Raw genomic sequence first — 26,990 nt, 5'->3', positions numbered from 1 at the left:
GGAGGATGCTGGCACGCTGGATGCATCGAGTGAGGCAAGCCGTATTGCATCCAGGCACGGAATCGCCGATCCAAGTTGGACGAGCGCACCACCCGGGGCGCAGGCGCAATGGAGAGTCTCTTGGCTGAGAACGCTCATTCGACAATTCGGTCGGCCGATCCCCGCGGCAGGTGGCCCGAGCTGTCCCAGGCAGAACGCGATGCCGCCTACGACAACAACGCGGCCGTCAAGAACAGCGCGGCCCTGATCGCCGAGCGCAACGAAGCCTCCGGCCGGCTGCGGGGCACGCTGAAATCCCACCTCGACCTGCCCTATGGCGAGCGAGCCAACAACAAGATCGACCTCTACCCCGCCGCCAGGCCGGATGCGCCTTGCCTGGTATTCTTGCACGGCGGCTATTGGCAGCGCAATTCGCGAGAGCTGTTCGCCATGCTGGTCGAAGGCGTCGCGGCGCATGGCTGGTCGGTTGCCATACCCGGCTATTCGCTGGCGCCTGAGGTGTCCCTGACCGACATCGTCGGCGAAATCCCGCGCGCACTCGACTGGCTCGCCGCGCATGGCGCGTCCCATGGCATCGCCGGGCCGGTCGTGCTGTCGGGCTGGTCCGCCGGCGCCCATCTCGTCGCGATGGCGCTCGATCATCCGCGCGTCCAGGCGGGGCTGGCGATCTCTGGCGTCTATGATCTCGCACCGATCCGCGATACCGGGCTGAACAAAGCGCTGAAGCTGACGGATCAGGAAATCGCCACACTGTCGCCGCTTCGCCTGCCCGTGACGCAGAAGCGGCTCGACATCGCCTATGGAAGCAACGAGCTGCCGGCCCTCGTGAACGATTCAATCGATTTCCACGAGAAGCGCGCGGCGGCCGGAGCGCCGGGCAAGGTCATCCCGGTCGAAGACGCCGACCATTTCACCATTCTCGAGGCGCTGCGCCGGCCGGACGGCGTTCTCGTCGGCGCCGCTCGGCGACTGCTGGATTAAAGCTGCGAAAACAACCCCATGCACAGTAGAGACCCCGTTGTTCTCAAAGGCAAATTTTTCGAAGGCCAATCGACACCGTCGTGACCGCTTTGACTCGTCGGGCAAAACAGGGGCATAGTGTCATCATCGCCCCGGCTGCCGCTCCTGCATCTCTATCCAGATTCGCTCGCCCGTGATCCGCACCGGATAAAGCCGCAGCGGCGGGCTCGGCCATCCCGCGGTGATTGCCCCATCGCGCAAACCGAAAGATGCCGCATGGCGCGGGCAATGAAGCCGCCCTGCCGTCACCCGCCCGAGAGCAAGATCGGCCTGTTCGTGCGGGCACGCACGTTCGCAGGCGACGACATGGCCCTCGTTCCAGATCACGAGCAGGTCGTGCCCGGCGACGCGGACGATCGCCTCCAGCTTCAGCCGGTCGAGATCGCAGACGGCAATCCACCCGGCCTCGTCATCCACCGAGATAGGCCTTGCGCACATGCTCGTTCGCGATCAGCTCGGTACCGGCGCCCGACAGCACGATACGACCGTTCTCGAGCAGATAGGCGTGATCGCACATCTCGAGCGCGGCGAAGGCGTTCTGCTCGACCAGCAGCACCGTGGTGCCGGCATCGCGGATGCCGCGGATGATCGCAAAGGTCTGCTCGACGATGTTGGGCGCGAGCCCGAGCGATGGTTCGTCGAACATGATCAGCCGCGGTCGCGACATCAGCGCGCGCCCGATCGCAAGCATCTGCTGCTCGCCACCGGACAGCGTCCCTGCCGCCTGCCGGCGCCGCTCGGCGAGCCGCGGAAATTCCGCGTAGATGCGGTCGCGGTCGGCCGCAATCTCACCCGAACCACGACGGAGGTAGGCTCCCATGTCGAGATTCTCCTCGACACTCATGTGCGGAAACACGCGTCGCCCTTCCGGACAATGCGCGATTCCGCTCGCCAGCACGCGCGGCGGCCTCGCCCCGGTGATTTCGATGCCCTCGAACCGCATCTGGCCCGACCGTGGCGGCACCAGGCCGGAGATGGCACGCAACGTCGTGCTCTTGCCGGCGCCGTTGGCACCGATCAGCGCGACCAGCTGGCCGGCCTTCACCTCCAGCGAGATGCCGCGCAGCGCGGTGACGCCGCCATAACCACAAACCATCTCGCGGATCTCAAGCACGTCCCGCTCCATGTCCGAGATAGGCCTCGATCACCGCCGGATCGTTGCGGATCACGTCTGGTGTCCCTTCCGCGATGATGCGGCCGTAATTGAGCACAACGATGCGATCCGAGACGGTCATCACCATCGGCATGTCATGCTCGACCAGGAGGATCGTGATGCCGCGGTCGCGGATGCTGCGGATCAGCTCGACGAAGCGGTGGGTTTCCGAGGCGTTCATGCCGGACACCGGCTCGTCGAGCAGCAGCATCGACGGTTCCGCCGCGAGCGCCAGCGCGACACCGACGAGACGCTGCTCGCCGTAGGACAGTGAGCCCGCGGCATCGTGCGCGCGACGTTCGAGCCCAACCCATTCCAGCAGCTCGCCCACCCGCTGCCGCAGCCTGTGCTCCGAGGCGCGCGCGCCCGGCAGGCCGAGGATGGCATCGAGCAGCCGGACCCGGCCCTGGCGGTGCAGGCCGATCAGGAGATTGTCGTGGACGCTGTCGTTGGGGAAGACGCTGGTGCGCTGGAAGGTGCGGATCAGACCGAGATCGGCGATCTGATGCGGCTTCAAACCGGCGAGCGCAGTGCTGCGATAGGTCACGCGGCCCGCGCTCGGCGTCAGGAAGCCGGTCATGACGTTGAAGGCGGTGGTCTTGCCGGCGCCGTTCGGCCCGATCAGGCTGACGATCTCGCCCTCGCCGACGGTGAAACTCATGTCGGATATCGCAACCAGCCCCCCGAAGCGGACGGCGACCTGATCGATGGTCATGGCAATGCTGCGCGCCGTCATCACGCCGGCTCCTTGGCAGCGGTCTCCGTGAGAGCCGCCGGCGCCGGCGACCGGCGCCGCCGCCCAGCCAAACGCAGTGCGAGCGACGGCACGATGCCGCGCGGCAGCACGAACAGGATGGCGATCAGCACGCCGCCATAGGCGATCCATTGTGCTTCCGGCGCCATCACCGGACGGAGCGCGACCGGCAGCAGCCCGAAGATGAGTCCGCCGACGACAGGCCCGGCCAGGGAGCCTTTGCCGCCGGTAATGACCATGATCACCATGGTGACGGTGTTGATGAAGGCGAACACTTCGGGGTCGATGATCCGGATGTAGTGGGCATAGAGGCTGCCCGCCGCGCCGGCGATCGCGGCCGAGATCACCGCGGCAATCGTCAGCGTCCTGGTCACGTCGATGCCGACGGAGACGGCCAGGGTCTCGTTCTCCATCAGGCCACGCATGGAGCGGCCGAAATGGGAATGAACGAGCCGCGCGATCAGGAGATAGGCGATGAGCGCGACGACCAGGACAAGATAGTAGTTGTGGAATTTCGTGCGCAGCGTCAGTTCGCCAAAGCCGGGCAACGGCAACGCGATGGACGGGATATTGGTCAGCGCCAGCGGGCCCTGTGTCAGTTCGACCCAGTTCAGCGCGACCAGCCGGACCACCTCGGCAAAGGAGATCGTCACGATGACGAAATAGGCGCCGCGGACCCGGAACGACAACAGGCCGACGAAATAGCCGCACAATCCTGCAATCAGGATCGCCAGCACGAAGCCTATGATCGGCGGCCAGGGCGTATGAACCAGCCGAAAGCCTCCGGGCAGGCCGACGTCGAAGCCGAGCGAGGTCAGCGCGCTGACATAGGCGCCGATGCCGAAGAAGGCGATGTGACCGAGGCTGAGCTGGCCGGTGAAGCCGAGCAGAAGGTTGAGGCTCATCGCGCCGATGACGAAGATCCCGGTCGTGATCAGCGCATTCAGGAGATAGGGATCGCGCAGCCAGAGCGGGACCGAGGCGAGCGCCGCGACGGCGAGAATGATGATGATCGCCTTCATCCGACGCGCTCCGCGCGCGCGAACAGGCCGGTCGGCCGGAAGATCAGCACCGCGATGATGATCAGGAAGCCCATGGCATCGCGGTAGCCCGATGAGACGTAACCGGCACCGAGCTCTTCGGCGAGCGCCAGGATGAAACCGCCGATCACGGCGCCCGTGATGTTGCCGAGGCCCCCGAGGATGACGATCGCGAAGGCCTTCACCGCGGCGAGATCGCCCATCTGCGGGAAGATCACGTAGACCGGCCCGAGCAGCGCGCCCGCGGCGGCGGCCAGGCTGGAGCCGATCGCGAAGGTCGAGGTGTAGATCATGTCGACATTGACGCCCATCAGCGAAGCCGTGTCGTGGTCCTGGAACGTCGCCCGCATCGCGCGGCCGAGGCTGGTCTTGTTGATGAGCAGATACGTCACCAGGATCAACAGTGCCGCGGCAGCGAGAACGAACAGCCGCAGCCAGGACACCGACAACGGACCGAGCACGAGCGGCGCCTCCGGAAACGGCGTTGCCACCGATTTGGCGACGCCGCCCCAGATCCACAGCGTCCCCGACTGCATCGCAATCCAGGCGCCGATCATGACCAGCATCGTGGTGTCGATGTCTGAGCCGCGCAGCGGTCGCAGCAATGTCAGCTCGATGACCGCCCCGACCAGCCATCCGGCCAGCACGGCCACGGGCAGCGCGAGAAAGAAGTTCAGCCCGAGCTGCTGCACCACGATGAACATGATGTAGGCCCCGAACGTGTAGAGCACACCATGCGTGAAGTTCACCACATTCATGATGCCGAAGATCAAGGTCAGCCCGATGCCCAGCAGCGCATAGGTGCCGCCGAGCACGAGCATGTTGATCAGATGCTGGAGAAATTCGCTCAAGGCCGGTCCTGAATGTTGGATGACGGCGAGGGCCGCTACGTGCCGCCCTCGCCCGGGATTGACTGATGCTAAAGCGGAACGGCTTTACGTTGGATCGATTGCCACAGGCTCGGTGCAACCTCTCCCGCTTGCGGGAGAGGTCGCGCCGAAGGCGCGGGTGAGGGCTTTCTCCTCTTGGGGATTGTCCCGTTGCGGAGACACCCTCTCCCCAACCCTCTCCCGCAAGCGGGCGAGGGAGCGCACCTCCTTCGTTGCTGCATCGAACCCAACCTCCTCGCCGTTTAAAGCGTCTTCATCCCGACCTTGCCGTCGCTGATCTCGATGAGATAGACGTTCGGCTGGCTCTGCCCGCTCTCCTTGCCTTCAGGGCCGGACTTGCGGAACACGATGTCGCCGTTCAGCCCCTTGATGTTGATCTCCCAAAGCGCGGCCTTGATCGCGGCAGGCTCGGCCTTGCCGGCCTTCTCGATCGCGGCCGCCGCGGTGCGGATGCCATCATAGCCACGGAAGCTCTCGGTGCAGCCGGCGAAGTCGAAGCCGCGCTTCTTCCACTCCGTGATGAAGTAATTGGTCGCTTCCGGATTCGGCGTCTTGTCCGGGAACCAGGGCAGGAAAGTCGTCAGATGCATGGTGCCGTTGGCGGCAGCTCCCGCCTGGGCGATGATCTGGTCCGGATTCTGCGAGCCGCCTGTGGTGATGATGCGCTTCTTCAGGCCCAGCGCAGCCGCCTGCTTGAAGATCAGCGTCAACTGATCGACCGCGGTGGTGACGATGACCGTCTCGGAATCGGAGCTCTTGATCTTGGAAAGCTGGGCGCTCATGTCCTGAGCACCCTGGTCCATGGTCTCGACCAGGCCGATGGTGATGCCCTTGTCCTTCATCATCTTGCTGAAGTCCTCGGCGGTGCCGCGGCCCCAATCGTTGTTGATGACGAGGAAATCGACCTTCTTCAGCGCGAGCTTGTCGACGATGCCCTTGAACGCCGCAGCTTCAACCGCCGAGGGCGGCGAGATGCGGAAGATGAAGGGGTTTCCCGTCGTCGTGATCTTGCCCGAGGACGAGGTCTCGACCACCATCGGGGTCTCGTACTCCATCAGCTTCGGCATCACCGCGAGCGTCAGGCTCGAGCCCCAGGCGCCCATCAGCACCGGCACCTTGTCGCTGGTGATGAGCTTTTCGGCGACGGCGGCAGCTTCGGTCGGGTTGCTCTTGTTGTCCTCTATCACCAGCTCGATCTTCTTGCCGAGGATGCCGCCCTTGGCGTTGATCTCGTCGGCGGCGATCTTGGCGCCGTTCACGACATAAGTGCCGGAGGCCGCGAACGCGCCGGTGAGCGGCTCGTTGACGCCGATCTTGATGGTCTGCGCCGCCGCGGCGCCGCCCAACAAGGCCGTCGCCAGTGCGATGGCAGGAACCAGTCCGAGTGCTCTTGTCATGTTGTCTCTCCAATCCAACGCTGTTGATGTCTACGCAATCCAGGCTTCGTCACTTCCGGTGTGCGAGCACACCGTCAACCCGCCCCGCTCCGGCGGCCAAAGATGCGGGCGATCCGTGCGCGCAAAACGTCCGACGCAATCGACCAGAAGCTCAGCTCCGCCGACGTCCCCGGCCCTGACGGCACGCCGGACATGTGGCGATCGAGGTTGGCGGTGAAGTCCGCGACCAGGCGCCGGGCGAGATCCCGCACCAGGCCGGGACGGCCGATTTGGGCCAGCATTCCCGTGAGCGTGTAGCCGATCGACAATTCGACGGCCGTCGCCGCGCCGCCGTCCAGCGGAAGCAGACGGTAACGGATCTCGCCTTGCGTCGCCGAGCGGCTGCGCGGATCGGTGCCGATGCCGACGATGCGGCCGGAAAGCGAGGCGGGATCGCGCTCGACGCGCGCGACGCCCTCGAAGGCTGCAGCGACCGGACCGAGCTTGACGCGGATCGCCCCCTGCACGCGCTCCGGCGTCGGCGGCGAGCGCAGCGATACGCCCGGGAGGCAAGCGGCGATGACCGAGATATCGTCGAACATCGCAAATACCTTCGCCGGCGGATACGGCAGCGTGAAGCGCTGGTCGAGCACGGTCGCCGGGGTGAAGTCGGGGATGCTGCAGGCCGCGATGTTCTCTGAAGCCGCAGCCAGCGCTTGTTGCGCAGGTCGCGACTCGCTGCGACCGGGCGCGGCGCGTCCCGACCCGACGGGGCCGAGACCGGTCCGGCCGGCACCTGCCAGCGGCGCGATGCTGCGCGCGCGCCTTGCCTCGATCACGGACTGCACCGCGCGCACGATTCCGACATAGCCGGTGCAGCGGCAGAGATTGCCGCTCATGCCGACGCGAATGCTGCGCTCGTCGGCGTCGGGAAGACGCAGCACCAGATCGCGCGCGGAGACCAGCATGCCGGGCGTGCAATAGCCGCATTGCAGCGCATGCTCGCGGGTGAAGGCGGCGCGCAGCTCGGAAGTGACCTCGTCCTCGTCGAGCCCCTCGATCGTGGTGACGTCGGCGCCCTCGCAGGCCGCCGCATAGATGATGCAGGAGCGCGCCGGCACACCGTCGAGCAGCACGGTGCAGGCGCCACAGACGCCGTGCTCACAGCCGAGATGTGTGCCGGTCAGATCGAGCTTGTCGCGAACGAAATCGGCAAGGCTGGTGCGCGGCTCGGCGGGCACCTCCACCGCGCGGCGATTGACGTGGAGCGCGATCGTGCTCATGCCGCGGCCTCCTGGACGGCGCGCCTCAGCACGCTCACATGGATATGGCGCTGCGCGGCATCATCGATGCCGGCCTTGGCCAGGAGCGCGTCGGCGATCCGGGCATCGAAACGCTGCTTGTAGTCGGCGGTGATGCGGCCGCCGAACAGCTCCACCGCGTCGGTGATGACCAGGGGAGTCGTGTCGATCGCGCCGATCACGATGCGCGCCGAAGCCGCGGCGGGATCGATCAGGACCGCACCGATGGCATGGGCGAACTCGCCGGTCTTGCGGCAGCTCTTCGCATAACCCCAATGCGCCGTGGCCGATCGCGCCGGCACGTGCACCGCCTCGACGATCTCGCCCGTGTGCAGCGCAGATTCCAGGGCACCCAGCACGAACGCCTCGACGGACATCGTGCGCGCACCGGCCAGGCTGCGCAACGTCACCCGCGCACCCAAGGCGGCAAGTGCCGAAATCCAGTCCGCTGCGGGATCGGCATGGCTGAGCGAGCCACCGATCGTGCCGCGGTTGCGCACGGCGCGATAGGCGATGTTGGCCGCCACGCCGCGCATGGCGCCGCGGGTCACGTCGGCCGTGCGCCCGTCTTCGATATCGGCATGGGTGACCAGGGCACCGAGCACGAGTTCGCCACCGGAAATCTCGGCACGCTTGAGCTCGGCAAGGCCGGAAATATCCACGATCAGCTCCGGCTGCACCAGCCGCAGATTGAGCATCGGTCCGAGCGACTGGCCGCCGGCAATGATTTTTGCCGAGCCGCTGCCGGCTGCCAGCATCGAGAGTGCTGCCGTGAGATCGCGTGGGCGTTCATAGGCGAAGGGAGCGGGCTTCATGCCGCACTCCTTTCGGCCGCGCGGGCGGCCAGCACGGCCGCGACGATCCGATGGGGCGTGATCGGCGACTGCATCAGCTCGACGCCGAGCGGGCGCAATGCGTCGTTGATGGCATTGGCGATCGCGGCCGGCGGCGCAATCGCCCCGCCCTCGCCGATGCCCTTGACGCCGAACTGCGTATAAGGGGATGGCGTCTCCATGTGGTCGAGGCGCGCGGTGGGAACTTCGGTCGGCCCGGGCAACAGATAGTCGGCAAGCGTCGTCGCCAGCGGCTGGCCGGAGGCATCGAACGGCATCTCCTCGTAGAGCGCGGTGCCGATGCCCTGCGCCAGGCCGCCATAGATCTGGCCGTCGACGACGAGCGGGTTGATCAGCACGCCGCCGTCCTCGACGATGACATAGTCGAGGATCTCGAGCTCGCCGAGATCAGGATCGACCGCGACCACCGCCGCATGAGCGGCGTAGCTGAAGGTGCCGCTGTCGCGCACCGGCTTGTAGCCCTGTGTCACTTCCAGCCCACCGGGATCGACATCGGCGGGCAGATCCTGCGGGCGGCGGTACCAGGTGTGGGCGATCGCCTTCAGGCTGACGCTGCCGTTGACACCGCGCACCTCGCCATTCTGCAACACCACCGAAGCCGGATCGTGCTGCAACAGCTTGGCACCGATGCGCAGGGCGCGTTCGCCGAGCTCGCGGCAGGCGGTCGCGACCGCACCGCCCGCCATCACCATCGAGCGCGAGCCCCAGGTGCCGGTCGAATAGGGCGTCATCGCGGTGTCGCCGAGGATGATGCGGATCTTCGCGACATCCACGCCGAGGATCTCGTGCGCGACCTGGGCGAGCGTCGTCTCCATGCCCTGCCCGTGCGAATGCACGCCGACGCGGAGTTCGAGGCCGCCGTCCGGCGTCAGCCGCGCAGAGGCCTGCTCGTGGCCCGGCACCATCGGAATGCCCCAGCCGGAATAGACGGACGTGCCGTGCGCGGCCTGCTCGCAATAGATGGAGACGCCGACGCCGATGCGGCGGCCGTCGGCCTCTCCCTTGCGCTGGCGGCCGCGAATAGCATCGATATCGATCTGTGCCAGCGCGCGGCGCATCGCTTCCGGATAGTCGCCGCTGTCGAAATGCTTCCTGGTGATGTTGTCGAACGGCATCTGCTCCGGCCGCACCAGATTGCGCAGCCGGACCTCGCCGGGCTCGAGCCCGGCCTCCGCCGCCACGAGATCGAGCATCAATTCCAGCGCGAAGCAGACGCCGGTGCGCGCCACGCCGCGATAGGGCAGGATCGGACATTTGTTGGTGGCGACCGAGAAGGTGCGGCAGCGATAGGCCGGCATCTTGTAGGGACCCGGCAGGATGCTGGCGACCTGCGCGGCTTCGAGGCAGGCGGAGAACGGATAGGACGAATAGGCGCCGGAATCCACCGTCGCCTCGCAATCGATGCCGCGCAGCGTGCCGTCGCGATCGGCATAGACGGTGATCTTGTAATGATGCTCGCGGCAATTGGAGCTGGCGACCAGATGCTCGCGGCGATCCTCGAGCCAGCGCACCGGATGTCGGCAGCGCATCGTCAGCCAGGACAGACAGACCTCTTCGGGCAGCAGAATGCCCTTGTGGCCGAAACCGCCGCCGACATCGGGCGAGATGACGCGGATCTGGCCCTCCTCCATGCCGAGGCACTCGGCAAGACCGCTGCGCGTGATGTGCGGCATCTGCGCCGCCGAATGCAGCGTCAGCTGGTCGAGTCTCGGATCGAACGTCGCGACGACGCCGCGGCCTTCGAGCGGCGACATGCATTGCCGCGCGGTCGAGATCTCGCGCGTCACCTTGATCGGCGCATCGAGCGCGCCGGAGATGTCGACCTCGTAATTGGTTTCGAGGAAGACATTGTCGCCCCAATGCTCGTGCACCAGCGCCGAGCCGGGCTCGCGCGCCTTCAGCATGTCGGTGACCGCGGGCAGCTCTTCCAGATCCAACGTCACGGAGGCCGCAATGTCCTCCGCTTCGGCGCGTGTCGGCGCAAGGCACATTGCGACGAGCTCGCCGACCTGCCGCACCTTGCCGGTGGCGAGCACCGGCTGCTCGGAAATCTTGAAGCCGGGAAGCCCCGACACCGCGCGGATCGGCTTGATGCCGGCGAGGTCCGCCGCCGTGAACACGCTGCCGCGATAGCGTTCAGGCACATGAATCCCGCGGATGCGTGCATGCGCCAGCGGGCTGCGCACGAAGGCGACATCCTGAAGGCCCGCGAGCCTGATGTCGCCGACATACTGTCCGCGGCCGCGCATCAGGCGATCGTCCTCCTTCCGAGGCAGTCGTGCGCCCACGCCCTGCCCGGACTTGCCAGAAGGAAATTCTCGCTCGTTGCGCACGCCGGCGTTCTCCTTCACCGCCCTTATGCCGCGACAGCTTGCGGCAGGATCGGCGCGACCGCATCGAAGCGCGTGCCGGCGCGCAGGCAGAAGGCCGGCTGCAGCAGGCGCTCGGCGATCACCTCGTTCTTCTCATTGTCCTTGAGGACAAAGCGGCCGCTCCGCTCCGAGAGCACGGAGACGTCTGCGTCCATGCCGGCCTTGAGCGCGCCGATCTCGGCGCTACGGCCGAGCATTTTGGCGGGATTGGAGGTGACCATCGGCACCACCTGCTCCAGTGTCAGGCCGAGCGCCATCATCGAGCTCATCGCCTGGACCAGGCTGAACTTGGCCTGGCCCGCGAAGGGATGGTTCTCCTCGTCCTCATGCTGGTCGGGAGTCCCGGCCGGCGCGGGCACGTGGGTGTTGTAGCCATGGATGTCGGCGCCGAGCGTGGTCGGAATGATGCCGGCGGCGATCGCCTTCTTAGCGAGCCGATAGGAGAAGTGGCTGCCGTGACCGACGTCGACCTTCAGGCCGCGGTCGAGCGCGGCCTGAATCACCGGGTGCACCTCACCTTCGCGATTGACGAAACCGCCGGGATGGCGCGTGAAGGGATGGGCGAGAATGTCGCCCTCGCGCAAGAGCGGAATGACGCGGGCGAGGATGGTGTCGGCATCCTCGCCATTGGCGCCGCTCTCGGGCAGACCCCAGAGCTGGCCGAAATGCACATAGACCGGCAGATCGGCGCGCTTGCCGATCTCCGCCGCCATCTCGATGACGCGAATGCCCCAGCGCGCGAAGCCGCCGATCTCGGCGTGAGCCTTGATGCCGCGCACGATGTCGAGATTGGCCGTCGCCGCCTTGACGGTCGCGTCGATGTCGACGCCGTCGGGGCTGTAGAGCTGCGGATAGAAATGCCCCTCGAGGCCGCCGACGAGATAGGCGGACAGGAAGGCATAGACGCGTGAGGCCGCGGGCTCTGCAATAAAATGGCGAAAGCCCGGCAGCGTCATGCAGGACGGACCGCCCTGGTCGACAAGCGTCGTCACCCCCGACTGCACGCCGACCATGTCGGGGTTCATGCCGAAGCGGCCGGAGACATATTGGTAGACATGGGCGTGGGTGTCGATCAGCCCGGGCAGCACCAGCTTGCCGCCGACGTCGACGACCTCCCTGGCGCTGGTCGGCAGAATGTCGGACGCCACCGCTGCAATCTTGCCGTTGCGGATCGCGACATCCCTGATGCCATCGACGCCGGAGGCCGGACAGATCACGCGACCGCCTCGCAGCAGAAGGTCGAAGCTGGCAGTGACGGACATGGTGCGCTCTCCTCTTCTTACGGGCGACGGCTTCGCCCGAATTACGAAGCATGCTTCGTATTTTGACATTACGAAGCATGCTTCGTATTTTGACAAAAGCAAGCATCGTGCCATGATCGCGATGTGGCAGGCGCACTCGAATCGAGCTAAGCGCGGCAGGGTTTCGGCTTGGGGGAATGTGCATTGCGGCAGGCGAAGACACGTCGCGGCGGGACGAGGCACCGCCCCTGGCCCTTGTCGGAACGGCCCGGCTATCTGATCCGCCGGCTGCACCAGATTCACGTCGCGCTGTTTCAGGAAGCCTGCGGCGAATTCGAGGTCACGCCGCTGCAATACAGCCTGCTTTCGGCGCTGGCGGTGCGTGAAACCGCCGATCAGACCACTTTGGCGGCCGATATCGCGCTCGATCGCACCACGACGACCGGCGCCTTGAAGCGGCTCGCCGTCCGAAACATGGTCGAGCGCGCGGTGAACAAGGACGATCGTCGGGCCCGGTTGTGCCGACTGACACCCGCCGGCGCCGCGCTGCTGGTCAAGATCGAGGGCGCGGCACGGCGGGCGCATCGCGCGACGCTCGGCGATTTGAGCCAGCGGGAACAGGCGCTTTTCATCGAGATGATGCAGCGCATCGTGGCCGGCAATCCCAGTCGCGACAGCGCCGCTGCCCTATTCGACTAGGAGCATCTGCTGCGCTTTTGGGTTGGGCTGCTCAATTTATCATCGTACCGCTGCCCGGCCGAGCAACATCGCCCGCCTCTCACGGCGCGGCGGACATGCCGAAGCGCACTCACGCGCAAGATCGGCCAGCGCTTGAAAACGCAGTCGCATCCGGCGCGACGCGCGTGACCTCCGGCGTCGGCGCTCGCCTGCCCGGCCGCTCCGCATTCCATGGCACGATTTATGCTGCGATGATGCGAAGCGTGCTTCGTATTGGGGGATGTCATGACGGATTCCGAACTTCGCGCTGATATTCACAGCATCGAGCCAATTCCCGACGCAGACCGGGACTCCTCCGGGCCGCAGCAGATGTGGATCTGGGCCGGCGCCAACATCGCGCCGGTGAACTGGGCGCTCGGCGCGCTCGGCATCATTCTCAAGCTCGGCTTGATGGAGACGATCGCGGTCATCGTGCTCGGCAACATCGTCGGCTGCGCGATCTTCGCGACCTTCACGGTGATGGGACACAAGACCGGCGTCAACCAGATGGTGCTGAGCCGGTCCGCCTTCGGCGTCCGCGGCGCCTACCTGCCGAGCATCCTGATGTTCCTGATGACGCTGGGCTGGATCGGCGTGAACACCTATTTTCCGGTCAAGGTCTCGATGGGCATCCTCGGCCAGTTCGGTATTCCCGACACATGGCTGATCGAGATGATCGTCATCACGCTGGTGATGGCGGTGCAGGTGCTGATCGGCGTCTACGGCTTCTATGCGATCCGCACCTTCGAGAAATACACGGTGCCGCCGACCATCGCCATCATGGTGCTGATGAGCGTGCTGGCCTGGACGCGGCCCGGCGTCGTCAACTGGAGCCTGACCACTTCGCTGCCGCCCGGCGCGCATCTTGCGATGCTGACGATGCTGATGACCGCAATCGGCGTCGGCTGGGGAATTTCCTGGGTCACCTGGGCCTCCGACTATTCGCGCTTCGTGCCGCGCTCCACGCCGTCGAAAGCCGTGTTCTGGTACAGCTATGTCGGCATGTTCGTGCCGACGGTGTGGCTCGGCATTCTCGGCGCGACCATTGCCTCGACGACGCTGGACACGGACCCCGCCAAGATGGTCAGCGCGGTGTTCGGCGGTCCCGTCAGCATCCTTGTCCTTTTGATGGTGCTTCACGGCCCGATCGCCACCAACATCCTCAACGTCTATTCGGCCACACTGGCGGCGCTGAGCGCGGGGCTGAAACTCTCGCGCTTCTGGCTCACCATCATCGTCGGCGTCGCCGGCTATCTGGTTACCCTCTACTTCATCTTCGCGCCGTCGTTCGCGAAGGCGTTCGATCATTGGATGATCAGCCTGCTGTTGTGGATGAGCCCGTGGGCCGGCGTGGTGCTCGCCGACTTCTTCATCAAGCGCAAGGGCACGATCGCGGTGGCCGAGCTCTACCGCTCGCCGGAGACCAGCGCCTATGGCGACATCAACTGGGCCGGCATGATCGCGTTCTTCGCCGGCCTCGTTGCCGGATGGCTGGTGCAGGACGGTCTCGTCAGCGCCTTGCAGGGACCGATCTCGATCAATCTGCTCGGCGGTGCCGATCTCAGCTGGCTGTTCGGGATCGGCGTTGCGGGCCTCGTCTATCTCGGGCTCGGTAGATTCGCGACCTCACCGTCACCGGTCGTCGCGAGCAGTGCCGGCAGGTAGCGGCAGGGCACGGATCGCGTCCTGCGATCAGCCCTTCTGGCCAAGCCTCACGATCATGTCGCCGGGCGCAAGGGCTCCGGCGGCATGGGGATGCAATCGCCACAGGCTTTCACCGTCGACCAGTGACGGCATCGGGAGTTCGTGGCCGGCGAAGTTCACGACGATCTGCAGAACGTCGCCCAGCTCGGTCTGCCAGCGCACATCCACGCCGCCTATGCGGGGGTCCGCGCCGAGCAATTGTCGCTGCGCCGAAACGAAGCCACGTTTGATCAGCGGCACGATCTTCTCACGCCGTATCGTCAACAACCGCGCTGTCAGCGCTCGAAACCTCGCGCCAGCGGCTGATTGGTCGATGCTCGTCCAGTCCAGCCTGGAGGCCAGGAAGGTTCCTTCGTCGCACGGGTCCGGGATCGCGGCGCGCGTTTCGGGGGTTGCGAAAGCCTTGAAGTGCGAAAACTCCCTGCGACGGCCGTCCCGTGTCAGTTCGGCCGCTTCACCCGTCCAGTCCGCAAAGAACAGGAAGGGCGTGTCGGCCGCGGCTTCCTCACCCATGAACAGCATTGGAACATGCGGACTCAGCAGAACCAGTGCCAGGGAGAGCTGCAGCTTGTCCGGACCGATCAATCCGGAAAGCCGCTCCCCGAAGGCACGGTTGCCGACCTGGTCGTGGTTCTGGGCAAAAAAGATGGTCGCTTCGGGCGGCAGATGAGCACTTGGCTCGCCGCGCGGCGCCTGGTGCAGCGGAAAGACTTCGCCCTGATAGGCAAAGCCCTCGGTCAGGGATCGCGCGAGATGTTCGAGCGGCTTGTCTGCGAAGGCCCGGTAATAGCCTTCGTCCTCGCCCGTGAGCAGGACGTGGAGCGCGTTGTGAAAATCGTCGCCCCATTGCGCGTCGTAGTACCTTGCCCGTCCCTGCGAACGCGCGAGCAGGTGCGCCTGATTGGCCTCGTTCTCCAGCATCAGATGGACATGCCGGCCCACCAGCTGACTGCGCACGGTCTCGGCAAGCTCGATCAGGATATGCCGCTCGGAATCGTCCTTCAGCGCGTGGACCGCGTCGAGCCGCAGTCCGTCGAACCCATAGTCGCGCAGCCACATCAGAGCGTTCTCGATCAGGAACTTTCGCACGAACGCGCCGTCGTGGCCTTCGAGGTTGACGGCGGGCCCCCAGCCAGTGGTGTGGCGCGCGGTGAAGAAGTTCTCGGCATAGACGTGCAGATAGTTCAGCTGCGGGCCGAAATGGTTATAGACGACATCGAGATAGACCATGATGTCGAGGGCATGCGCGGCCCGCAGCAGCCGCTTGAGATCGTTCGGCCGGCCGTAGCGGGCATTCGGCGCGTTCAGGAGCACGCCGTCATAGCCCCAATTGTGCCGGCCGGGAACGTCGTTGAGCGGCATCAGCTCGATGGCGGTGATGCCGAGATCGCGCAGATAAGGCAGCCTCTTCTCGACGCCGGCATAGGTGCCCTCCTCGCTGAAGGTGCCGACATGCAGCTCGTAGATGACGGCCTCCGCCCAGGGACGGCCCGGATAGAGAACCGGGTCCCTCAGTGCGGCGGTATCGATCACCTCGCTGGGCGCGCCGACGTCGTCCGGCTGGAAGAACGAGGCGGGATCGGGAACGACGAGGTTGTCGTCGATCCTGAACTGATAGCGCGTGCCGGCGCGCGCGGTTGGGCTCAGCAGCTGATACCAGCCATCGTCATCGCGCGGCATCCCGCGGGGCCGCTGGCCGAGCTCGAGCAGTTCGACCGATCGGGCCGTCGGCGCCCACAGGTTGAACGAGACCCCATGATCGACGATCTGGGGACCATGGCGCCGACCTTGCTCGGCCGTTCCCAGTCTGTGCGTCAAACCCGTCCCCTTTCGCCCGCATGCCCGGCGCGTCGGCATGCTTCAAGATGGCTTGCGCCGGTCCGGACCACAAAGCGGAGCCGAGCGCGTTCGTTCCTCGACCGCGTCGACCGGACATTTGCAGCACGCGGGGGGAACGGAATCAGCGGCGCGACGGTTACCGTCCTAGACAGGAGCTGTCGCCATGCGCCGCCCGAAGCCGCAGACCATCCGTAACAAGCTCGACCTGACCGACCGCGCCCAGGTGCGCCTGCTCAAGAAGCGCCTCGGGCTGACGGACGCGAAGCTGACCGCGATCGTCGCGCGGATCGGCAACTCGATTCCGGCGATCAGCAAGGAGGCAGCTCTGCAGAGAGCCAACGCGCCGTCCAAGCCGGCGGACGTGGCGTCCACCGCCGTGATCGCTTCGGCCGGTGAGCAAGCCACGACCGAGGTCGCGGCGACGGCGCCGGCATCCTGACGGACTGTTCGGGGGCAAAGATGGACCAACCGGTACATTCAGACGACGCCCTGACGCGGGCGGCCTCGAGCCTGCGCCGCACCCGGATCACCGAGGGCAGACCATTCCCGCTGGGCGCCACCTGGGATGGGCTCGGCGTCAACTTCGCGCTGTTCTCGGCCCATGCCACCAAGGTCGAACTCTGCCTGTTCGACGATACCGGCGAAACCGAGCTCGAGCGCATCGAGCTTCCCGAATATACCGACGAGGTCTGGCACGGCTATCTGCCCTCCGCCCGCCCCGGGACCGTCTACGGCTATCGCGTCCACGGCCCTTACGAGCCCGACGCCGGCCACCGCTTCAATCCCAACAAGCTCGTGCTCGATCCCTACGCCAGGCAGCTGGTCGGCCAGCTTCGCTGGGGACCGGAGTTGTTCGGCTACCGGCTCGACCATGCCGACAAGGATCTCTCCTACGACGAACGCGACAGCGCGCCGTTGATGCAGAAGTGCCGCGTGATCGATCCCGCCTTCACCTGGGGCGCATCGCGCAAGCCGGAAGTGCCGTGGGAGCGGACGATCGTCTACGAGATGCACGTCAAGGGTTTTACCCAATTGCATCCGCTGGTGCCGGAAGCCGACCGCGGCACGTTCTCCGGCCTGGCACATTCTGAAGTCCCGGCTTACTTGCGCTCGCTCGGCATCACCAGCGCCGAGCTACTGCCGATCCATGCCTTCGTCGACGATAGCTATCTGGTCGAGAAAGGCCTGCGCAACTACTGGGGCTACAACTCCATCGCCTTCTTCGCGTCCGATCCGCGTTACCTCAAGACGCCGTCCGCGAACGAGTTCAAGGCCATGGTCAATCAGTTTCACGCCCATGGCATCGAGATCATTCTCGACGTCGTCTACAATCACACCGCGGAAGGCAACGAGCTCGGCCCGACCCTTTCGTTCAAAGGCATCGACAATGCCAGCTACTACCGCCTGCTGCCGGACAAGAAGCGCTACTACATCAACGACACCGGCACGGGAAACACCGTCAATCTTTCGCATCAGCGCGTGCTGCAACTCGTCGCCGATTCCTTGCGTTACTGGGCGACCGAAATGCGGGTCGACGGCTTCCGTTTCGACCTCGCCACCATCCTGGCGCGCGAACCGTATGGCTTCGATGAAGGCGGCGGCTTCCTCGATGCATGCCGCCAGGATCCCGTGCTCTCCAGCGTCAAGCTGATCGCAGAACCCTGGGACATCGGGCCCGGTGGCTACCAGGTCGGCCAGTTTCCGCCTGGTTGGGCCGAGTGGAACGACAAGTTCAGGGACACGGTGCGCGCCTTCTGGAAAGGCGATCCGGGCACGCTGGCCGACTTTGCCAAGCGCGTATCGGGATCCGGCGACCTCTTCAACAAGCGCGGACGCCGGCCGTGGGCCAGCGTCAACTTTGTCACGGCCCATGACGGATTCAATCTGAACGATCTCGTCTCGTACAACGACAAGCACAACGAGGCCAATGGCGAGGACAATCGCGACGGTCACAGCACCAACCATTCCTGGAACTGCGGCGCCGAAGGACCGACCGACGATCCGGAAATCATTGCCCTGCGCGAGCGCCAGAAGCGAAATATGCTGGCGACGATGCTGCTCTCCCACGGCACGCCGATGCTGCTCGCCGGCGACGAGTTCGGACACACCCAGAACGGCAACAACAACGCCTACGCCCAGGACAACGAGACCACATGGCTCGACTGGATGGGCATCACCGCGAACGGCCGCAGCCTGCGCGAGTTCACGCGCAAGCTGGTTGCGACCCGCAAGGCGTTTCCCATCCTCTACCGCAGCCGCTTCCTGGTCGGCTCGCACAACGAGGAGCTCGACGTCAAGGACGTGACCTGGCTGTCGCCGTTGGGCGAGGAGATGACGACCGAGCAATGGGAGGATGGCAATGCCAAATGCTTCGGGATGCTGCTCGATGGCCGCGCGCAGGAGACCGGGATCAAGCGGCGTGGCTCGGATGCGACTATGCTGCTGGTCTACAACGCGCATCATGACGTCGTGAACTTCACCCTGCCGGAGGTCACCGACGGGCGCAGCTGGCTGGGCTTGATCGACACCAATCGGCCCGACGCGCCCATGGCCGAGTTCGAGTTCGGGCACGCCTACGCAGTGACGGCGCGCTCGCTCGTGGTGTTCGGCCTGGCGAACGACAGCATCGCGACGCGACGCCTCCGTCAGGGGCTCGGCGCACTACTGGACGTTGCCGATACACCTTTGCCAGGCTAGAGCAATCACCGTGCAGACGACATACATTGCTGGCAGATGGGCAAATCCGCGGACGTCGCCGGCCGTCGCCCCGGCCGCGATCCGCACCGAGCGGCTTCAGACAGGTTAACTGCTCGCCTCAAATGGCGAGCATGCGCGCTGTGCGCGCCCTTGGAACACCGTATCACGAGCCGCGTTCAATGTCGAAATTGGAGATCCAGGATGAAATATCGATTGCTCACGGCGACCGCCGCTCTCGCGATCATGGGCAGCTTCGCCGCCTCGACTGCCGCGATGGCGCAAGATCGCTACTGTCTGCAGGGCCGGATCTGGGGCTATCCAGGCAACTGCCAGTTCGCCAGTTACGCTCAGTGCATGGCAAGCGCATCGGGAACGAACGCCTATTGCGGCATCAATCCCCGCTACGCCTATGCGCGCCGTTACAGGGGATACCGGTGATCAGCCTGACTTCCAGGCTGGCAAGCGGAGGCGGTTTTGCCTGATCGCAGCGCTGAGCCGAGCGGCGCAATGGCAGCCGAGCTCCCGCTCACCGCCGTCGTCTTCTCCGGTGGTCTCGGCCTCGGTGCGTATCATGCCGGTGTGTTCGAAGCGCTCAGCTCTCTTCGGTCGCCGATCGATTGGATAACCGGTTCATCGGCAGGCGCCATCACGGCGGCACTGATCGCGGGGAGCCCGAGCGCCGATCGGCTACGCAATCTACGGAGCTACTGGCATGGAGCAGATCGCGCGCCTGCGATACCAGACACCGGCCGCCATCTCTTCGCCTGGCTGAGCTCGATCAATACCCGCCTCCTTGGTCATACCGGCTTCTTCCATCCCCGTCTCCCGATTCCGGCATCTCACTTCGGAGGCCTCTACGATCTCGGTCCGACTCGCGAACGCCTTCAGCAGTTGATCGATTTCGGACGTCTGAACAGCGGCGATCCGCGCATCACGATCTGCGCCACCGACCTCGAGAGCGGCGACGCCGTGCTGTTCGACTCGTCGTCTGAGCGGATCGAAATGGATCATATCCTGGCCAGTTGCGGATTCCTCCCTGAATTCGCTCCGGTGCAGATCGCCGGCCGGTGGCTTGGCGATGGCGGGTTCTCGCTGAATGCGCCATTCGACCCGATTCTGGAGACTGCGCGCCCGCTCCGCCTCTATGTCATCGAACTCTTTCCGCGCGACGGCAAGGTCCCTGACGGGCTCGAGTCCGCGGCCGAACGCAAGAGCGACCTGACGTTCGGCAACCAGACCTTCCAGCGTCTTGGCTACGCCCTGGAAGCGCGTCAGCTCCGCGCCGAGCTTCAGGACCTCGACTACGACGACGAGATCTACCTCCTGAGCTACCGCCCGGGCCGAGAGGAAGCCGGACCTGAAAAATCCTTCGATCTGTCGGAGACAGCCATGGCGCAGCGCTGGCGGGCCGGCTTTCTGGACATGCAATATTCCGCAAGCCTGGCCCCGATCCCAAACGGGATCTGCAGCGTGCGGCGGCCATAGTGATGTCTCCGAATGGACGTGGAGCCGAGCCCCTTTAGGTCTCAGGTCTTTCGGTCGATGCGCTGGCGAATGTCGCGCAGCAACTGCGTGAGACCGTCATCGGCGGCCATGCCGTCGGGCGGAGCGATGGTGGTGATGCCCCAGTTCGCGAGCACAGCCTCCTGCACCGGGTTGGGCTGTGCGACGAACACGAAGGATTTCGGGCGATCCTGGCTGTGCCCGGACTCGTCCCAGATCTGCCAAATGCGATGCAGCAGCAGCCGGATATTGGGATCGGACATGCTGTATCCGATGAACAGCAGCGTGCTTCCCAGCGCATCAGCACGAAACCGGATATCGAGCGGGGAATTGAAGGCGAGCCGATTGAGAAAATCGGTCTCGGTCAGAACGAGCGAGGCATCATCGTCGAAGTCGCCATGGAATTTGATGATGTGGGTGACATCAGCGCCAGCGCTCGCGATCTCCTTGGCGTTGCTGATCTTCGCGTAGCGCTTTTTCAGGACATCGAAGGCGGTTTCGAGATTGCGGTCGTAGTTTGTCGTGTAGATGACCGGAAAATCCAGCTCGACGATCAGCCGGTGAAGCTCGGAGCTCGCGATCCTCTGGGGATCGACACGCCAGTTGCGGTCGAGCCAGCTGCGGAGCGGCCCGATTCCGCCGCGCTTGAGCCGGTAATACTCCGCGAGCATCTGATAGCCGCCGTGCATTCCGTCGATGACATTGCGTTCGAAACCGAGGTCGTCCAACAGATGCTCGATCAGAGACTGCCAGGACGGCAAGCCGACGGTCACCGAGACGCCGGCGCCGACGAACAGGATCGCGCGGCGTCGCTCGATCGCCGTTGCCAGGATTTCGTGAGGCGGTCGCTGCTCGGCTATCAGCCCTGTCGTTCGTTGGTCCATCCGGCTTGAATGACTGCGCGGGCGGAGGGTTCCTAAAGCACGGCCACCGCTCACGCGCTCAGCGGCGATGACACGCTCCACTCCGTTCGCGCCGCGAAGCGGGCGATCAGGCGCCGGAGCTGCGCCTTGTGCACCAGACGCGCCGCCGCCTTCGGCGAGACCCAGATGGCCTCCCGCTCTCCCTTCTCGGGCCACCAGCGCTCCCGCCCATTGACCTTCAGGGGGAAGACGTCGACGTTCATGGTCCGCTTGCGATCGCCCTTTCGCTTGCGATGCTTGAAGCTGCCCACCGCGCGCGTCGCCACGACGCCGACCAGGCCCGCCTCCTCATAGGCCTCGAGCGCAGCCGTCAGGTGCGGCTCCTTGTTGCGCATCGGCGACCCCTTTGGGACGCTCCACCTGCGCTTGCGCCGGGTCGTGATCAGCATCACCCGCAGTTCGGACTTGTCCAGACGAAACGGCAAAGCGGCAAACTGTTTCTTTCCCATCAAACGCCTCCAAACTGGCGGTTGATAAGCGAACGCCGCAGCCATGGTTCCTTTTCTGCGAATTGGTACCCCGACCGCGATCAGAACTTGCGTTCGACCATCTTGAGCCGCAGGGCTGAAATGGCTTCTCCGGGATTGAGACCTTTGGGGCAAGCTTTCGCGCAATTCAGGATGGTGTGGCAGCGATAGATCCTGAAGGGATCCTCGAGCATGTCGAGGCGTTCGCCCGTCGCTTCGTCCCGGCCGTCGTTGATCCAGCGTGCCGCCTGGATCAAAGCTGCCGGGCCCAGGAAACGCTCGGAATTCCACCAATAGCTCGGGCACGACGTCGAGCAGCAGGCGCAGAGGATACATTCATAGAGCCCGTCAAGCTTTGCCCGATCCTCATGGCTTTGCCGCCACTCCTTCTGCGGCGTGGGCGATGTGGTCTGGAGCCATGGCTCGATGAGCGCAAGTTGCGCATAGAAGTTCGTCAGGTCCGGCACCAGATCCTTCACCACCGGCTGATGCGGCAAGGGAAGCACGCGGAGCGGCTCGCCTTCCGGAACATCCTCGTTCATGGATTTGGTGCAGGCCAGGGTGTTCTGGCCGGCGATATTCATCGAGCAGGATCCGCAAACGCCCTCCCGGCAGGACCGCCTGAACGTCAGGGTCGCGTCGATGTTGTTCTTGATCCAGATCAGGCCGTCCAGCACCATCGGCCCGCAATCGGTTTGATCGACGAAGTAGGTGTCGAGCCTGGGATTGCGGCCATCGTCGGGATTCCAGCGATAGATCTGAAATTCGCGCAAGGCCTTGCCGGCCGGCTTTGGCCAGACCGTTCCCTGCTCGATGCGGGAGTTTCTCGGCAGCCTGAACTCGACCATGATCGCCTCCTCCGTCAAGCTGGCCCAAAGCAGCGCAACTGCAGGAGATCATCCAGGGAGAGGCCGAAGAGGACGACGCGAAACGCCGGCGCCACCGCGAGCACGAGCAGCAACACAAAGGCCACATAGACCAGAGCCGGCGGCGTGCTTCTAACGAGCCTGTAGGTTGCCTTGCGCATGCACTCCCTCCCGCACGCCCGCTCGCACCATGGCCGCGCCCATGACGATCATCGCAGCCCCCCACAGCAGGAATCCGATATCCCAGTAGATGCGCTGGGCGTCAGGCACCGTCTCATTCACCTGATGCAATCCGAGGATCTGGTGATCGACCACGCCTTCGAGCAGATTGAAGATGCCCCATCCGATCAGGATCGTACCGAGACAATGCCAGCGAGACCACCGTAACTCGCTCCTGTGCGCCCGCTGCCACAGCAGATAAAGCCCGGCGAGCACGAGAACGTAGGCGGCGCTGTGGAAGATGCCGTCCCAGGTCGTGTTGAGCCTGATGTTCTCGATGGAGTTGAGCGGATACCAGCCGCTCAACATATGATGCCACTGCAGCAGCTGGTGAAAGACGATGCCGTCGAAGAAGGCGCCCAGGCCAAGCCCGAGAATAACGCCTGTGGACGTCGGGAATTTGTCTTGCCCGTCTTGCATTTCGGCGAACTCGTGCGCGGCTCGGCACTTCTGACGCCAGTACAAGCCATCCCGCACGCAGGCGTTCCTGTGGTGATCCATCCCGCTCAGATCGAGCTTTCGGTCGGCGCGCCAATTCACCGGGACTAAACATGGATTATGCTGTCGAGGCGCGAGGATCTCGACTGGACGCCGGACGAGCCGGCGTCCTGATCATCCGCTAGCATCCCTTGCAGATGCTCTTGATCTTTCGATCGGCCTCGGAATCCTGAGAACTCTCTGACCGGATCTGATCGTCGCCCGGCAAGGAGGGACCTGGGGTGACCGTGCCGTCAATACGTCCTATGTTGGTGCCCCCCGCCGGATTGCCGGGCCGTCCCACGGTGATCGATCCCCGCGGGCCGGATCCACCGCCGGATTGCGCGGTTCCGGCCGCATTGGTTCCAAGAAGCGACGAAGGGCCGCCGCTGCCTCCGACGGGAGCGGCACCTGTGCTTCCTCCGGCACCGCCGCCCGAAGCTCCACCGCCTCCGTGTCCCGATGCGGGTCCGATGGAAACACTTGCCAGCATGACAACCAGCACGAGGTTCGGCACGCGCATTGCCCCTCTCCTGTCGCATCTGTTCTGCCGAAGCATCATCGATCCTGCTGATAGCCCTGGTTGGTCGTGTTCTGCTTGATGTTGCCGTGACGTCCCTGGGTGTCGAAATTCTCGCGGCCCGGCACTCGTTCTTCCACCTCTGTCGCCGGATCCGAACCAGGTCCTTTATTGCTCCGCTGCTCTTCGGGTACGGAAGGCATTCTTGACATTTCTCGCTCCTCTGTCGGTCTTCGACATGAGAAATGAGCAGGCGCCGCGGTCGTTCCCGCGCCGATTGCCGCGGCGCGAGCCCATGCAACGGCCACGGGGAACGAGCTGCCGCTGCCCGGGTTGATCAGAAGGCCGAGCGCCGCCATAGATCATCGTGCGAACTCGCCAGGAAAACACATGCCAAAGGCCACCGAGAACGATCCTCGAGAGACACCACTCGACGATCCGCGCCAGCAGACGGACATGCCTACTCACCGGCAAACGAATGAGCCCTGGCAAGGCAATCCCGAGGCGGACCAGATCGATCCGAAACGGCCGCCGCTGGACCTGGAGCGTTGGCACAAATCAAATACGCATTAGGCAGCAGCCACAATTATGGCAGCGCCTGTGTCTCTCGCGTCAAACCCTGTCGAGATGATGAATGACGGGCCGTAGCGGCCCGCCCGGATTGAGCTCGAGCGTCACCAGCGTAATCGGCAGCTTGAAGCGTCGCTTCCCCGCACTTCCCGGATTCAAATAGAGCACGCCTCCGGCGGTCTCGATCCGCACGCGGTGGGAATGGCCGGAGACCACGACGTCAACCCCGAGCTCCGCAGGATTGACCGCCAGTTCCTTTAAATCGTGCAGGACGTAGAAGCCGCGGCCAGCAAGGCGCAGCGTTCGAGTTTCAGGAAAACGTTCAGCCCAAGCACCGCGATCGACGTTTCCTCTGATCGCGGTGACCGGCGCGATCCGGCAAAGTCCGTCCATGACAGCCTGGGCGCCGATGTCGCCGGCGTGAATGATGTGCGAGACGCCGGCGAGGCAACGCTCCGCCTCCGGCCTCAGCAGTCCATGCGTATCGGAGATCACCCCAATCCTGAACATCATGTCGGCTCATGCTTCAACGCAACACGTCCAGCGAGCAGGCGTCTCGCAATCTCCGTCAGCGGCAAGCAGTACGTCGTGATGGTCGACGGTGGCCATGGCCATTCGGCACGAAGCTCGGCGACTACGTTCGGGCTTACGCGTTGCCGGAGCGGCGGCAGTAGTCGAGCCGCGCGCCTCAGACGCGGCGCCGCCGCAGTCGCGCCCGAGGTCCGGACGCGCGGCCGGCCTTCGATATCGCGAGAGCCAGACAACCAGCGATCCCGAGCACCAACAGCCCCTTGCTGAGCACGCCGGCCGGCGGAATTTGCTTGCGCGCCAGCCAACCGCCGTCAACCGATGTGCCCTGCGGACCAGCTTCGATCAAGGTGCCATCGTTTCTCGGTTCCGGACGCGCGCGCGACAGCAGCCATCCGAATGCAGCTCCCAGGATGTTCTCGGTGATCTCAGGAGCAATCGCATAGGCCAGCTGGCCGGCGCGCGCCGGCCACCCCACCGCCACCTCGTCACGCGGCGCGCGAACGAGGTGCACGAACGCCCGGGCCACGTCCTCGGATTGATAAAGCAGCGGACCCGGATCGAGCCTTCGTCCGGAGCTGTTGGCGCCGTGGACGAAGCCAGGTGTATCAACCATGGCCGGAAAGACGCCGCAGACATGAATATCTGGATGGGCACGGAGCTCCTGACGCAGACTCGCCGTGAAGCCGCGCAGGCCGAACTTGCTGGCGGTATAGGCTGCGGCAAAGGGCGTGGGCGCCCACCCGCCAAGCGAGATGTTGTTGATCAAGACACCTCGCTTCTGGCGGAGGAAAATTGGGAGCACCGCGTAGGCGCCATGCATGGTACCAAGCAGATTGACTTCGATCGTCCGGCGATGAAGCGTGATGTCCGCGTCCTGATAAGCCCCGAACACACCTGTGCCAGCGTTATTGATCCAGACGTCGATGCCGCCGAATGCATCTTCGGCCTCTCTGGCCAATTGCTGCACCGCCTGCGCATCCGTGACGTCGGTCGGCACGGCCAACGCCCGGCCTCCAAGCGCCTCGCATTCGCTGGCAAGCCGCGCCAGGACTTCACCGCGACGTGCCGCGAGCACCACACTTGCGCCCTTGCGGGCAAAGGCCAGCGCCGCGGCACGGCCGATTCCACTGGAGGCGCCGGTGATAACGACGCGCGTGCCGACCATCCCCTCCTGCTCACGTCCCGACACGTGCACGGGAAGCAGCCAGCGCAGGGATCGCCGCAAACGCGCGATTCCCTGTGTTTCGAACCAGTCTCCATGCGCGAAGATCACCCGCTCCGGAGCCAGCTTCACGAGCCGCTCGGCTGCCGCCCGCGCCGAACGACCGCCGAGGCGCAGCAGCAGCCGCAGATAGACAGGAGCCTTCCCGTCCGGCTTGGCAATCCCGAGCAGGTTTGCCGCGGCCGCATTCGACGCGCTGAGGTGATGGGGATCGAGGTTCTGCACGAGATCGGTCAGAACCAGTGTCCGGCTTCGCCTGTCGAACAGCTCGACCTCCGAAAACATCGGAGCACTCACCGATACCGTTTCAAGATCGGCACTCCATTCGTCCGGTGTCGTGTCGCCGAGCTCGCGATCGATACGGAGGCCAGCCGACCGAACCTGCCTGCGCGCTGCAAGGCCTCGTGCGGCAAAGATCGCAGCCTGCGGCAGCTCCCTTTGCCAGCCGGGCAGAAACATCCAGTGCGCGACGTTCGGCGCAAGCAGATATCTTATCGCACCCAGCTGTTCCAGCTCATGGCGAAGGGCCGGCGAATATCGCACCGGCGAATGCAGCACGAGCTCGCCGTTCGACAAGCGGATAACGGTCATGCGAACGGGCAGTTGCAGGCCGGCGGCGCTGATCGGCTTGTCGTCGAAGATCCAGATATCGTCTGTCACCCGCGACAGGCCGGCAGCCGACAAAGCGGCATCGGAATCTTGCATGAGCGTCTTCCCTTGCGAGCACCTCTGCT

At 64.9% G+C, this 26,990-nt stretch carries 26 protein-coding genes; 8 read left to right on the top strand and 18 right to left on the bottom strand.

Going from position 1 to position 26,990, the window contains the following annotated elements; genetic code table 11:
• Nucleotides 1-120 precede the first annotated feature (120 nt).
• Nucleotides 121-981, top strand: coding sequence for an alpha/beta hydrolase (locus ABIG06_RS26295; RefSeq protein WP_370139162.1), 861 nt, complete (start codon nt 121-123; stop codon nt 979-981).
• A gap of 123 nt (nt 982-1,104) precedes the next feature.
• On the opposite strand, the gene ABIG06_RS26290 is transcribed toward ABIG06_RS26295, so the two are convergent.
• The 10 genes from ABIG06_RS26290 to ABIG06_RS26245 all read right to left on the bottom strand — a co-directional run bounded on the left by ABIG06_RS26290 (nt 1,105) and on the right by ABIG06_RS26245 (nt 12,022).
• Nucleotides 1,105-1,437: a Rieske (2Fe-2S) protein gene (locus ABIG06_RS26290; protein WP_370139161.1), complete on the bottom strand. Its 333-nt coding sequence runs from the start codon at nt 1,435-1,437 to the stop codon at nt 1,105-1,107.
• Entirely contained in the window at nt 1,430-2,134 is a 705-nt protein-coding gene (locus ABIG06_RS26285; protein ID WP_370139160.1) for an ABC transporter ATP-binding protein, read from the bottom strand. The genes ABIG06_RS26290 and ABIG06_RS26285 overlap by 8 nt, the downstream gene beginning before the upstream one ends.
• The gene (locus ABIG06_RS26280; RefSeq protein ID WP_370139159.1) at nt 2,127-2,909 is read right to left on the bottom strand and encodes an ABC transporter ATP-binding protein; all 783 of its coding nucleotides are present in this window, start codon (nt 2,907-2,909) and stop codon (nt 2,127-2,129) included. The genes ABIG06_RS26285 and ABIG06_RS26280 overlap by 8 nt, the downstream gene beginning before the upstream one ends.
• Nucleotides 2,909-3,949 (bottom strand): branched-chain amino acid ABC transporter permease, encoded by a 1,041-nt coding sequence (locus ABIG06_RS26275; RefSeq protein ID WP_370139158.1) that lies wholly within the window; start codon nt 3,947-3,949, stop codon nt 2,909-2,911. Before ABIG06_RS26275 ends, ABIG06_RS26280 begins: the two co-directional genes overlap by 1 nt.
• A complete protein-coding gene (locus ABIG06_RS26270; protein ID WP_370139157.1) occupies nt 3,946-4,818 on the bottom strand; it encodes a branched-chain amino acid ABC transporter permease in 873 nt (290 codons plus the stop codon). Before ABIG06_RS26270 ends, ABIG06_RS26275 begins: the two co-directional genes overlap by 4 nt.
• A gap of 281 nt (nt 4,819-5,099) precedes the next feature.
• Nucleotides 5,100-6,254 carry an ABC transporter substrate-binding protein gene (locus ABIG06_RS26265; protein ID WP_370139156.1) on the bottom strand — a complete coding sequence of 385 codons (1,155 nt, stop codon included), beginning with the start codon at nt 6,252-6,254 and terminating at the stop codon, nt 5,100-5,102.
• A gap of 74 nt (nt 6,255-6,328) precedes the next feature.
• Nucleotides 6,329-7,516 (bottom strand): xanthine dehydrogenase family Fe-S subunit, encoded by a 1,188-nt coding sequence (locus ABIG06_RS26260; RefSeq protein ID WP_370139155.1) that lies wholly within the window; start codon nt 7,514-7,516, stop codon nt 6,329-6,331.
• Nucleotides 7,513-8,349: an FAD binding domain-containing protein gene (locus tag ABIG06_RS26255; protein ID WP_370139154.1), complete on the bottom strand. Its 837-nt coding sequence runs from the start codon at nt 8,347-8,349 to the stop codon at nt 7,513-7,515. Before ABIG06_RS26255 ends, ABIG06_RS26260 begins: the two co-directional genes overlap by 4 nt.
• Entirely contained in the window at nt 8,346-10,739 is a 2,394-nt protein-coding gene (locus ABIG06_RS26250) for a xanthine dehydrogenase family protein molybdopterin-binding subunit (RefSeq protein ID WP_370139153.1), read from the bottom strand. Before ABIG06_RS26250 ends, ABIG06_RS26255 begins: the two co-directional genes overlap by 4 nt.
• Before the next feature lie 5 nt (nt 10,740-10,744).
• A complete protein-coding gene (locus ABIG06_RS26245) occupies nt 10,745-12,022 on the bottom strand; it encodes an amidohydrolase/deacetylase family metallohydrolase (RefSeq protein WP_370139152.1) in 1,278 nt (425 codons plus the stop codon).
• A 183-nt stretch (nt 12,023-12,205) separates the two neighbouring features.
• On the opposite strand from ABIG06_RS26245, the gene ABIG06_RS26240 reads away from it, so the two are divergent.
• Both ABIG06_RS26240 and ABIG06_RS26235 read left to right on the top strand, forming a co-directional pair.
• Nucleotides 12,206-12,700, top strand: a complete 495-nt coding sequence (locus tag ABIG06_RS26240) for a MarR family winged helix-turn-helix transcriptional regulator (RefSeq protein ID WP_370139151.1) — start codon at nt 12,206-12,208, stop codon at nt 12,698-12,700.
• 264 nt (nt 12,701-12,964) lie between these two features.
• The gene (locus ABIG06_RS26235; protein ID WP_370139150.1) at nt 12,965-14,383 is read left to right on the top strand and encodes a cytosine permease; all 1,419 of its coding nucleotides are present in this window, start codon (nt 12,965-12,967) and stop codon (nt 14,381-14,383) included.
• Between the two features lie 27 nt (nt 14,384-14,410).
• Here the strand turns inward: ABIG06_RS26235 and treZ are convergent, their stop codons facing one another.
• Nucleotides 14,411-16,240 carry a malto-oligosyltrehalose trehalohydrolase gene (gene treZ / locus ABIG06_RS26230; RefSeq protein WP_370139149.1) on the bottom strand — a complete coding sequence of 610 codons (1,830 nt, stop codon included), beginning with the start codon at nt 16,238-16,240 and terminating at the stop codon, nt 14,411-14,413.
• Nucleotides 16,241-16,424: 184 nt separating this feature from the next.
• On the opposite strand from treZ, the gene ABIG06_RS26225 reads away from it, so the two are divergent.
• The 4 genes from ABIG06_RS26225 (at nt 16,425) to ABIG06_RS26210 (ending at nt 20,443) form a co-directional block, all read left to right on the top strand.
• A complete protein-coding gene (locus tag ABIG06_RS26225; RefSeq protein ID WP_124158480.1) occupies nt 16,425-16,700 on the top strand; it encodes a DUF3606 domain-containing protein in 276 nt (91 codons plus the stop codon).
• A gap of 20 nt (nt 16,701-16,720) precedes the next feature.
• Complete coding sequence (gene glgX / locus ABIG06_RS26220) at nt 16,721-18,958, top strand: glycogen debranching protein GlgX (protein WP_124158479.1); 2,238 nt, start codon at nt 16,721-16,723, stop codon at nt 18,956-18,958.
• A gap of 201 nt (nt 18,959-19,159) precedes the next feature.
• Nucleotides 19,160-19,396: a DUF3551 domain-containing protein gene (locus ABIG06_RS26215; RefSeq protein ID WP_370139148.1), complete on the top strand. Its 237-nt coding sequence runs from the start codon at nt 19,160-19,162 to the stop codon at nt 19,394-19,396.
• 69 nt (nt 19,397-19,465) lie between these two features.
• Complete coding sequence (locus tag ABIG06_RS26210; protein ID WP_370139147.1) at nt 19,466-20,443, top strand: patatin-like phospholipase family protein; 978 nt, start codon at nt 19,466-19,468, stop codon at nt 20,441-20,443.
• Nucleotides 20,444-20,484: 41 nt separating this feature from the next.
• On the opposite strand, the gene ABIG06_RS26205 is transcribed toward ABIG06_RS26210, so the two are convergent.
• The 5 genes from ABIG06_RS26205 to ABIG06_RS26185 all read right to left on the bottom strand — a co-directional run bounded on the left by ABIG06_RS26205 (nt 20,485) and on the right by ABIG06_RS26185 (nt 23,476).
• Complete coding sequence (locus tag ABIG06_RS26205) at nt 20,485-21,345, bottom strand: SIR2 family NAD-dependent protein deacylase (RefSeq protein ID WP_370139146.1); 861 nt, start codon at nt 21,343-21,345, stop codon at nt 20,485-20,487.
• Nucleotides 21,346-21,395: 50 nt separating this feature from the next.
• On the bottom strand, nt 21,396-21,833 hold the full coding sequence (locus tag ABIG06_RS26200; protein ID WP_370139145.1) for an NUDIX hydrolase: 438 nt from the start codon (nt 21,831-21,833) through the stop codon (nt 21,396-21,398).
• A gap of 80 nt (nt 21,834-21,913) precedes the next feature.
• Nucleotides 21,914-22,699 (bottom strand): succinate dehydrogenase iron-sulfur subunit, encoded by a 786-nt coding sequence (locus ABIG06_RS26195; RefSeq protein WP_370139144.1) that lies wholly within the window; start codon nt 22,697-22,699, stop codon nt 21,914-21,916.
• Between the two features lie 14 nt (nt 22,700-22,713).
• Complete coding sequence (locus ABIG06_RS26190) at nt 22,714-22,878, bottom strand: hypothetical protein (RefSeq protein ID WP_199751315.1); 165 nt, start codon at nt 22,876-22,878, stop codon at nt 22,714-22,716.
• Nucleotides 22,850-23,476 carry a DUF2243 domain-containing protein gene (locus ABIG06_RS26185; RefSeq protein ID WP_370139143.1) on the bottom strand — a complete coding sequence of 209 codons (627 nt, stop codon included), beginning with the start codon at nt 23,474-23,476 and terminating at the stop codon, nt 22,850-22,852. Before ABIG06_RS26185 ends, ABIG06_RS26190 begins: the two co-directional genes overlap by 29 nt.
• An 847-nt stretch (nt 23,477-24,323) precedes the next feature.
• On the opposite strand from ABIG06_RS26185, the gene ABIG06_RS26180 reads away from it, so the two are divergent.
• A complete protein-coding gene (locus ABIG06_RS26180; RefSeq protein WP_124158472.1) occupies nt 24,324-24,506 on the top strand; it encodes a hypothetical protein in 183 nt (60 codons plus the stop codon).
• 39 nt (nt 24,507-24,545) lie between these two features.
• Here ABIG06_RS26180 and ABIG06_RS26175 read toward each other — a convergent pair whose 3' ends face one another.
• Complete coding sequence (locus ABIG06_RS26175) at nt 24,546-25,016, bottom strand: metallophosphoesterase family protein (protein WP_124158471.1); 471 nt, start codon at nt 25,014-25,016, stop codon at nt 24,546-24,548.
• 175 nt (nt 25,017-25,191) lie between these two features.
• Entirely contained in the window at nt 25,192-26,961 is a 1,770-nt protein-coding gene (locus ABIG06_RS26170; RefSeq protein WP_370140907.1) for an SDR family oxidoreductase, read from the bottom strand.
• Nucleotides 26,962-26,990 lie beyond the last annotated feature (29 nt).

It is taken from the genome of Bradyrhizobium sp. USDA 326 (assembly GCF_049739485.1).
GTDB lineage: Bacteria > Pseudomonadota > Alphaproteobacteria > Rhizobiales > Xanthobacteraceae > Bradyrhizobium.
Note: the sequence above shows the minus strand (reverse complement) of the source record. Positions and strands in the feature narration are given on the sequence as shown.

Coding starts and splice junctions, on each gene's coding strand:
- ABIG06_RS26215 (WP_370139148.1), top strand. CDS start 19,160: ATGAAATATCGATTGCTCACGGCGACCGCCGCTCTCGCGATCATGGGC.
- ABIG06_RS26175 (WP_124158471.1), bottom strand. CDS start 25,016: ATGATGTTCAGGATTGGGGTGATCTCCGATACGCATGGACTGCTGAGG.
- ABIG06_RS26200 (WP_370139145.1), bottom strand. CDS start 21,833: ATGGGAAAGAAACAGTTTGCCGCTTTGCCGTTTCGTCTGGACAAGTCC.
- ABIG06_RS26225 (WP_124158480.1), top strand. CDS start 16,425: ATGCGCCGCCCGAAGCCGCAGACCATCCGTAACAAGCTCGACCTGACC.
- ABIG06_RS26210 (WP_370139147.1), top strand. CDS start 19,466: ATGGCAGCCGAGCTCCCGCTCACCGCCGTCGTCTTCTCCGGTGGTCTC.
- ABIG06_RS26235 (WP_370139150.1), top strand. CDS start 12,965: ATGACGGATTCCGAACTTCGCGCTGATATTCACAGCATCGAGCCAATT.
- glgX (WP_124158479.1), top strand. CDS start 16,721: ATGGACCAACCGGTACATTCAGACGACGCCCTGACGCGGGCGGCCTCG.
- ABIG06_RS26195 (WP_370139144.1), bottom strand. CDS start 22,699: ATGGTCGAGTTCAGGCTGCCGAGAAACTCCCGCATCGAGCAGGGAACG.
- ABIG06_RS26280 (WP_370139159.1), bottom strand. CDS start 2,909: ATGACGGCGCGCAGCATTGCCATGACCATCGATCAGGTCGCCGTCCGC.
- ABIG06_RS26205 (WP_370139146.1), bottom strand. CDS start 21,345: ATGGACCAACGAACGACAGGGCTGATAGCCGAGCAGCGACCGCCTCAC.
- ABIG06_RS26255 (WP_370139154.1), bottom strand. CDS start 8,349: ATGAAGCCCGCTCCCTTCGCCTATGAACGCCCACGCGATCTCACGGCA.
- ABIG06_RS26275 (WP_370139158.1), bottom strand. CDS start 3,949: ATGAAGGCGATCATCATCATTCTCGCCGTCGCGGCGCTCGCCTCGGTC.
- ABIG06_RS26170 (WP_370140907.1), bottom strand. CDS start 26,961: ATGCAAGATTCCGATGCCGCTTTGTCGGCTGCCGGCCTGTCGCGGGTG.
- ABIG06_RS26190 (WP_199751315.1), bottom strand. CDS start 22,878: ATGCGCAAGGCAACCTACAGGCTCGTTAGAAGCACGCCGCCGGCTCTG.
- ABIG06_RS26260 (WP_370139155.1), bottom strand. CDS start 7,516: ATGAGCACGATCGCGCTCCACGTCAATCGCCGCGCGGTGGAGGTGCCC.
- ABIG06_RS26245 (WP_370139152.1), bottom strand. CDS start 12,022: ATGTCCGTCACTGCCAGCTTCGACCTTCTGCTGCGAGGCGGTCGCGTG.
- ABIG06_RS26180 (WP_124158472.1), top strand. CDS start 24,324: ATGCCAAAGGCCACCGAGAACGATCCTCGAGAGACACCACTCGACGAT.
- ABIG06_RS26265 (WP_370139156.1), bottom strand. CDS start 6,254: ATGACAAGAGCACTCGGACTGGTTCCTGCCATCGCACTGGCGACGGCC.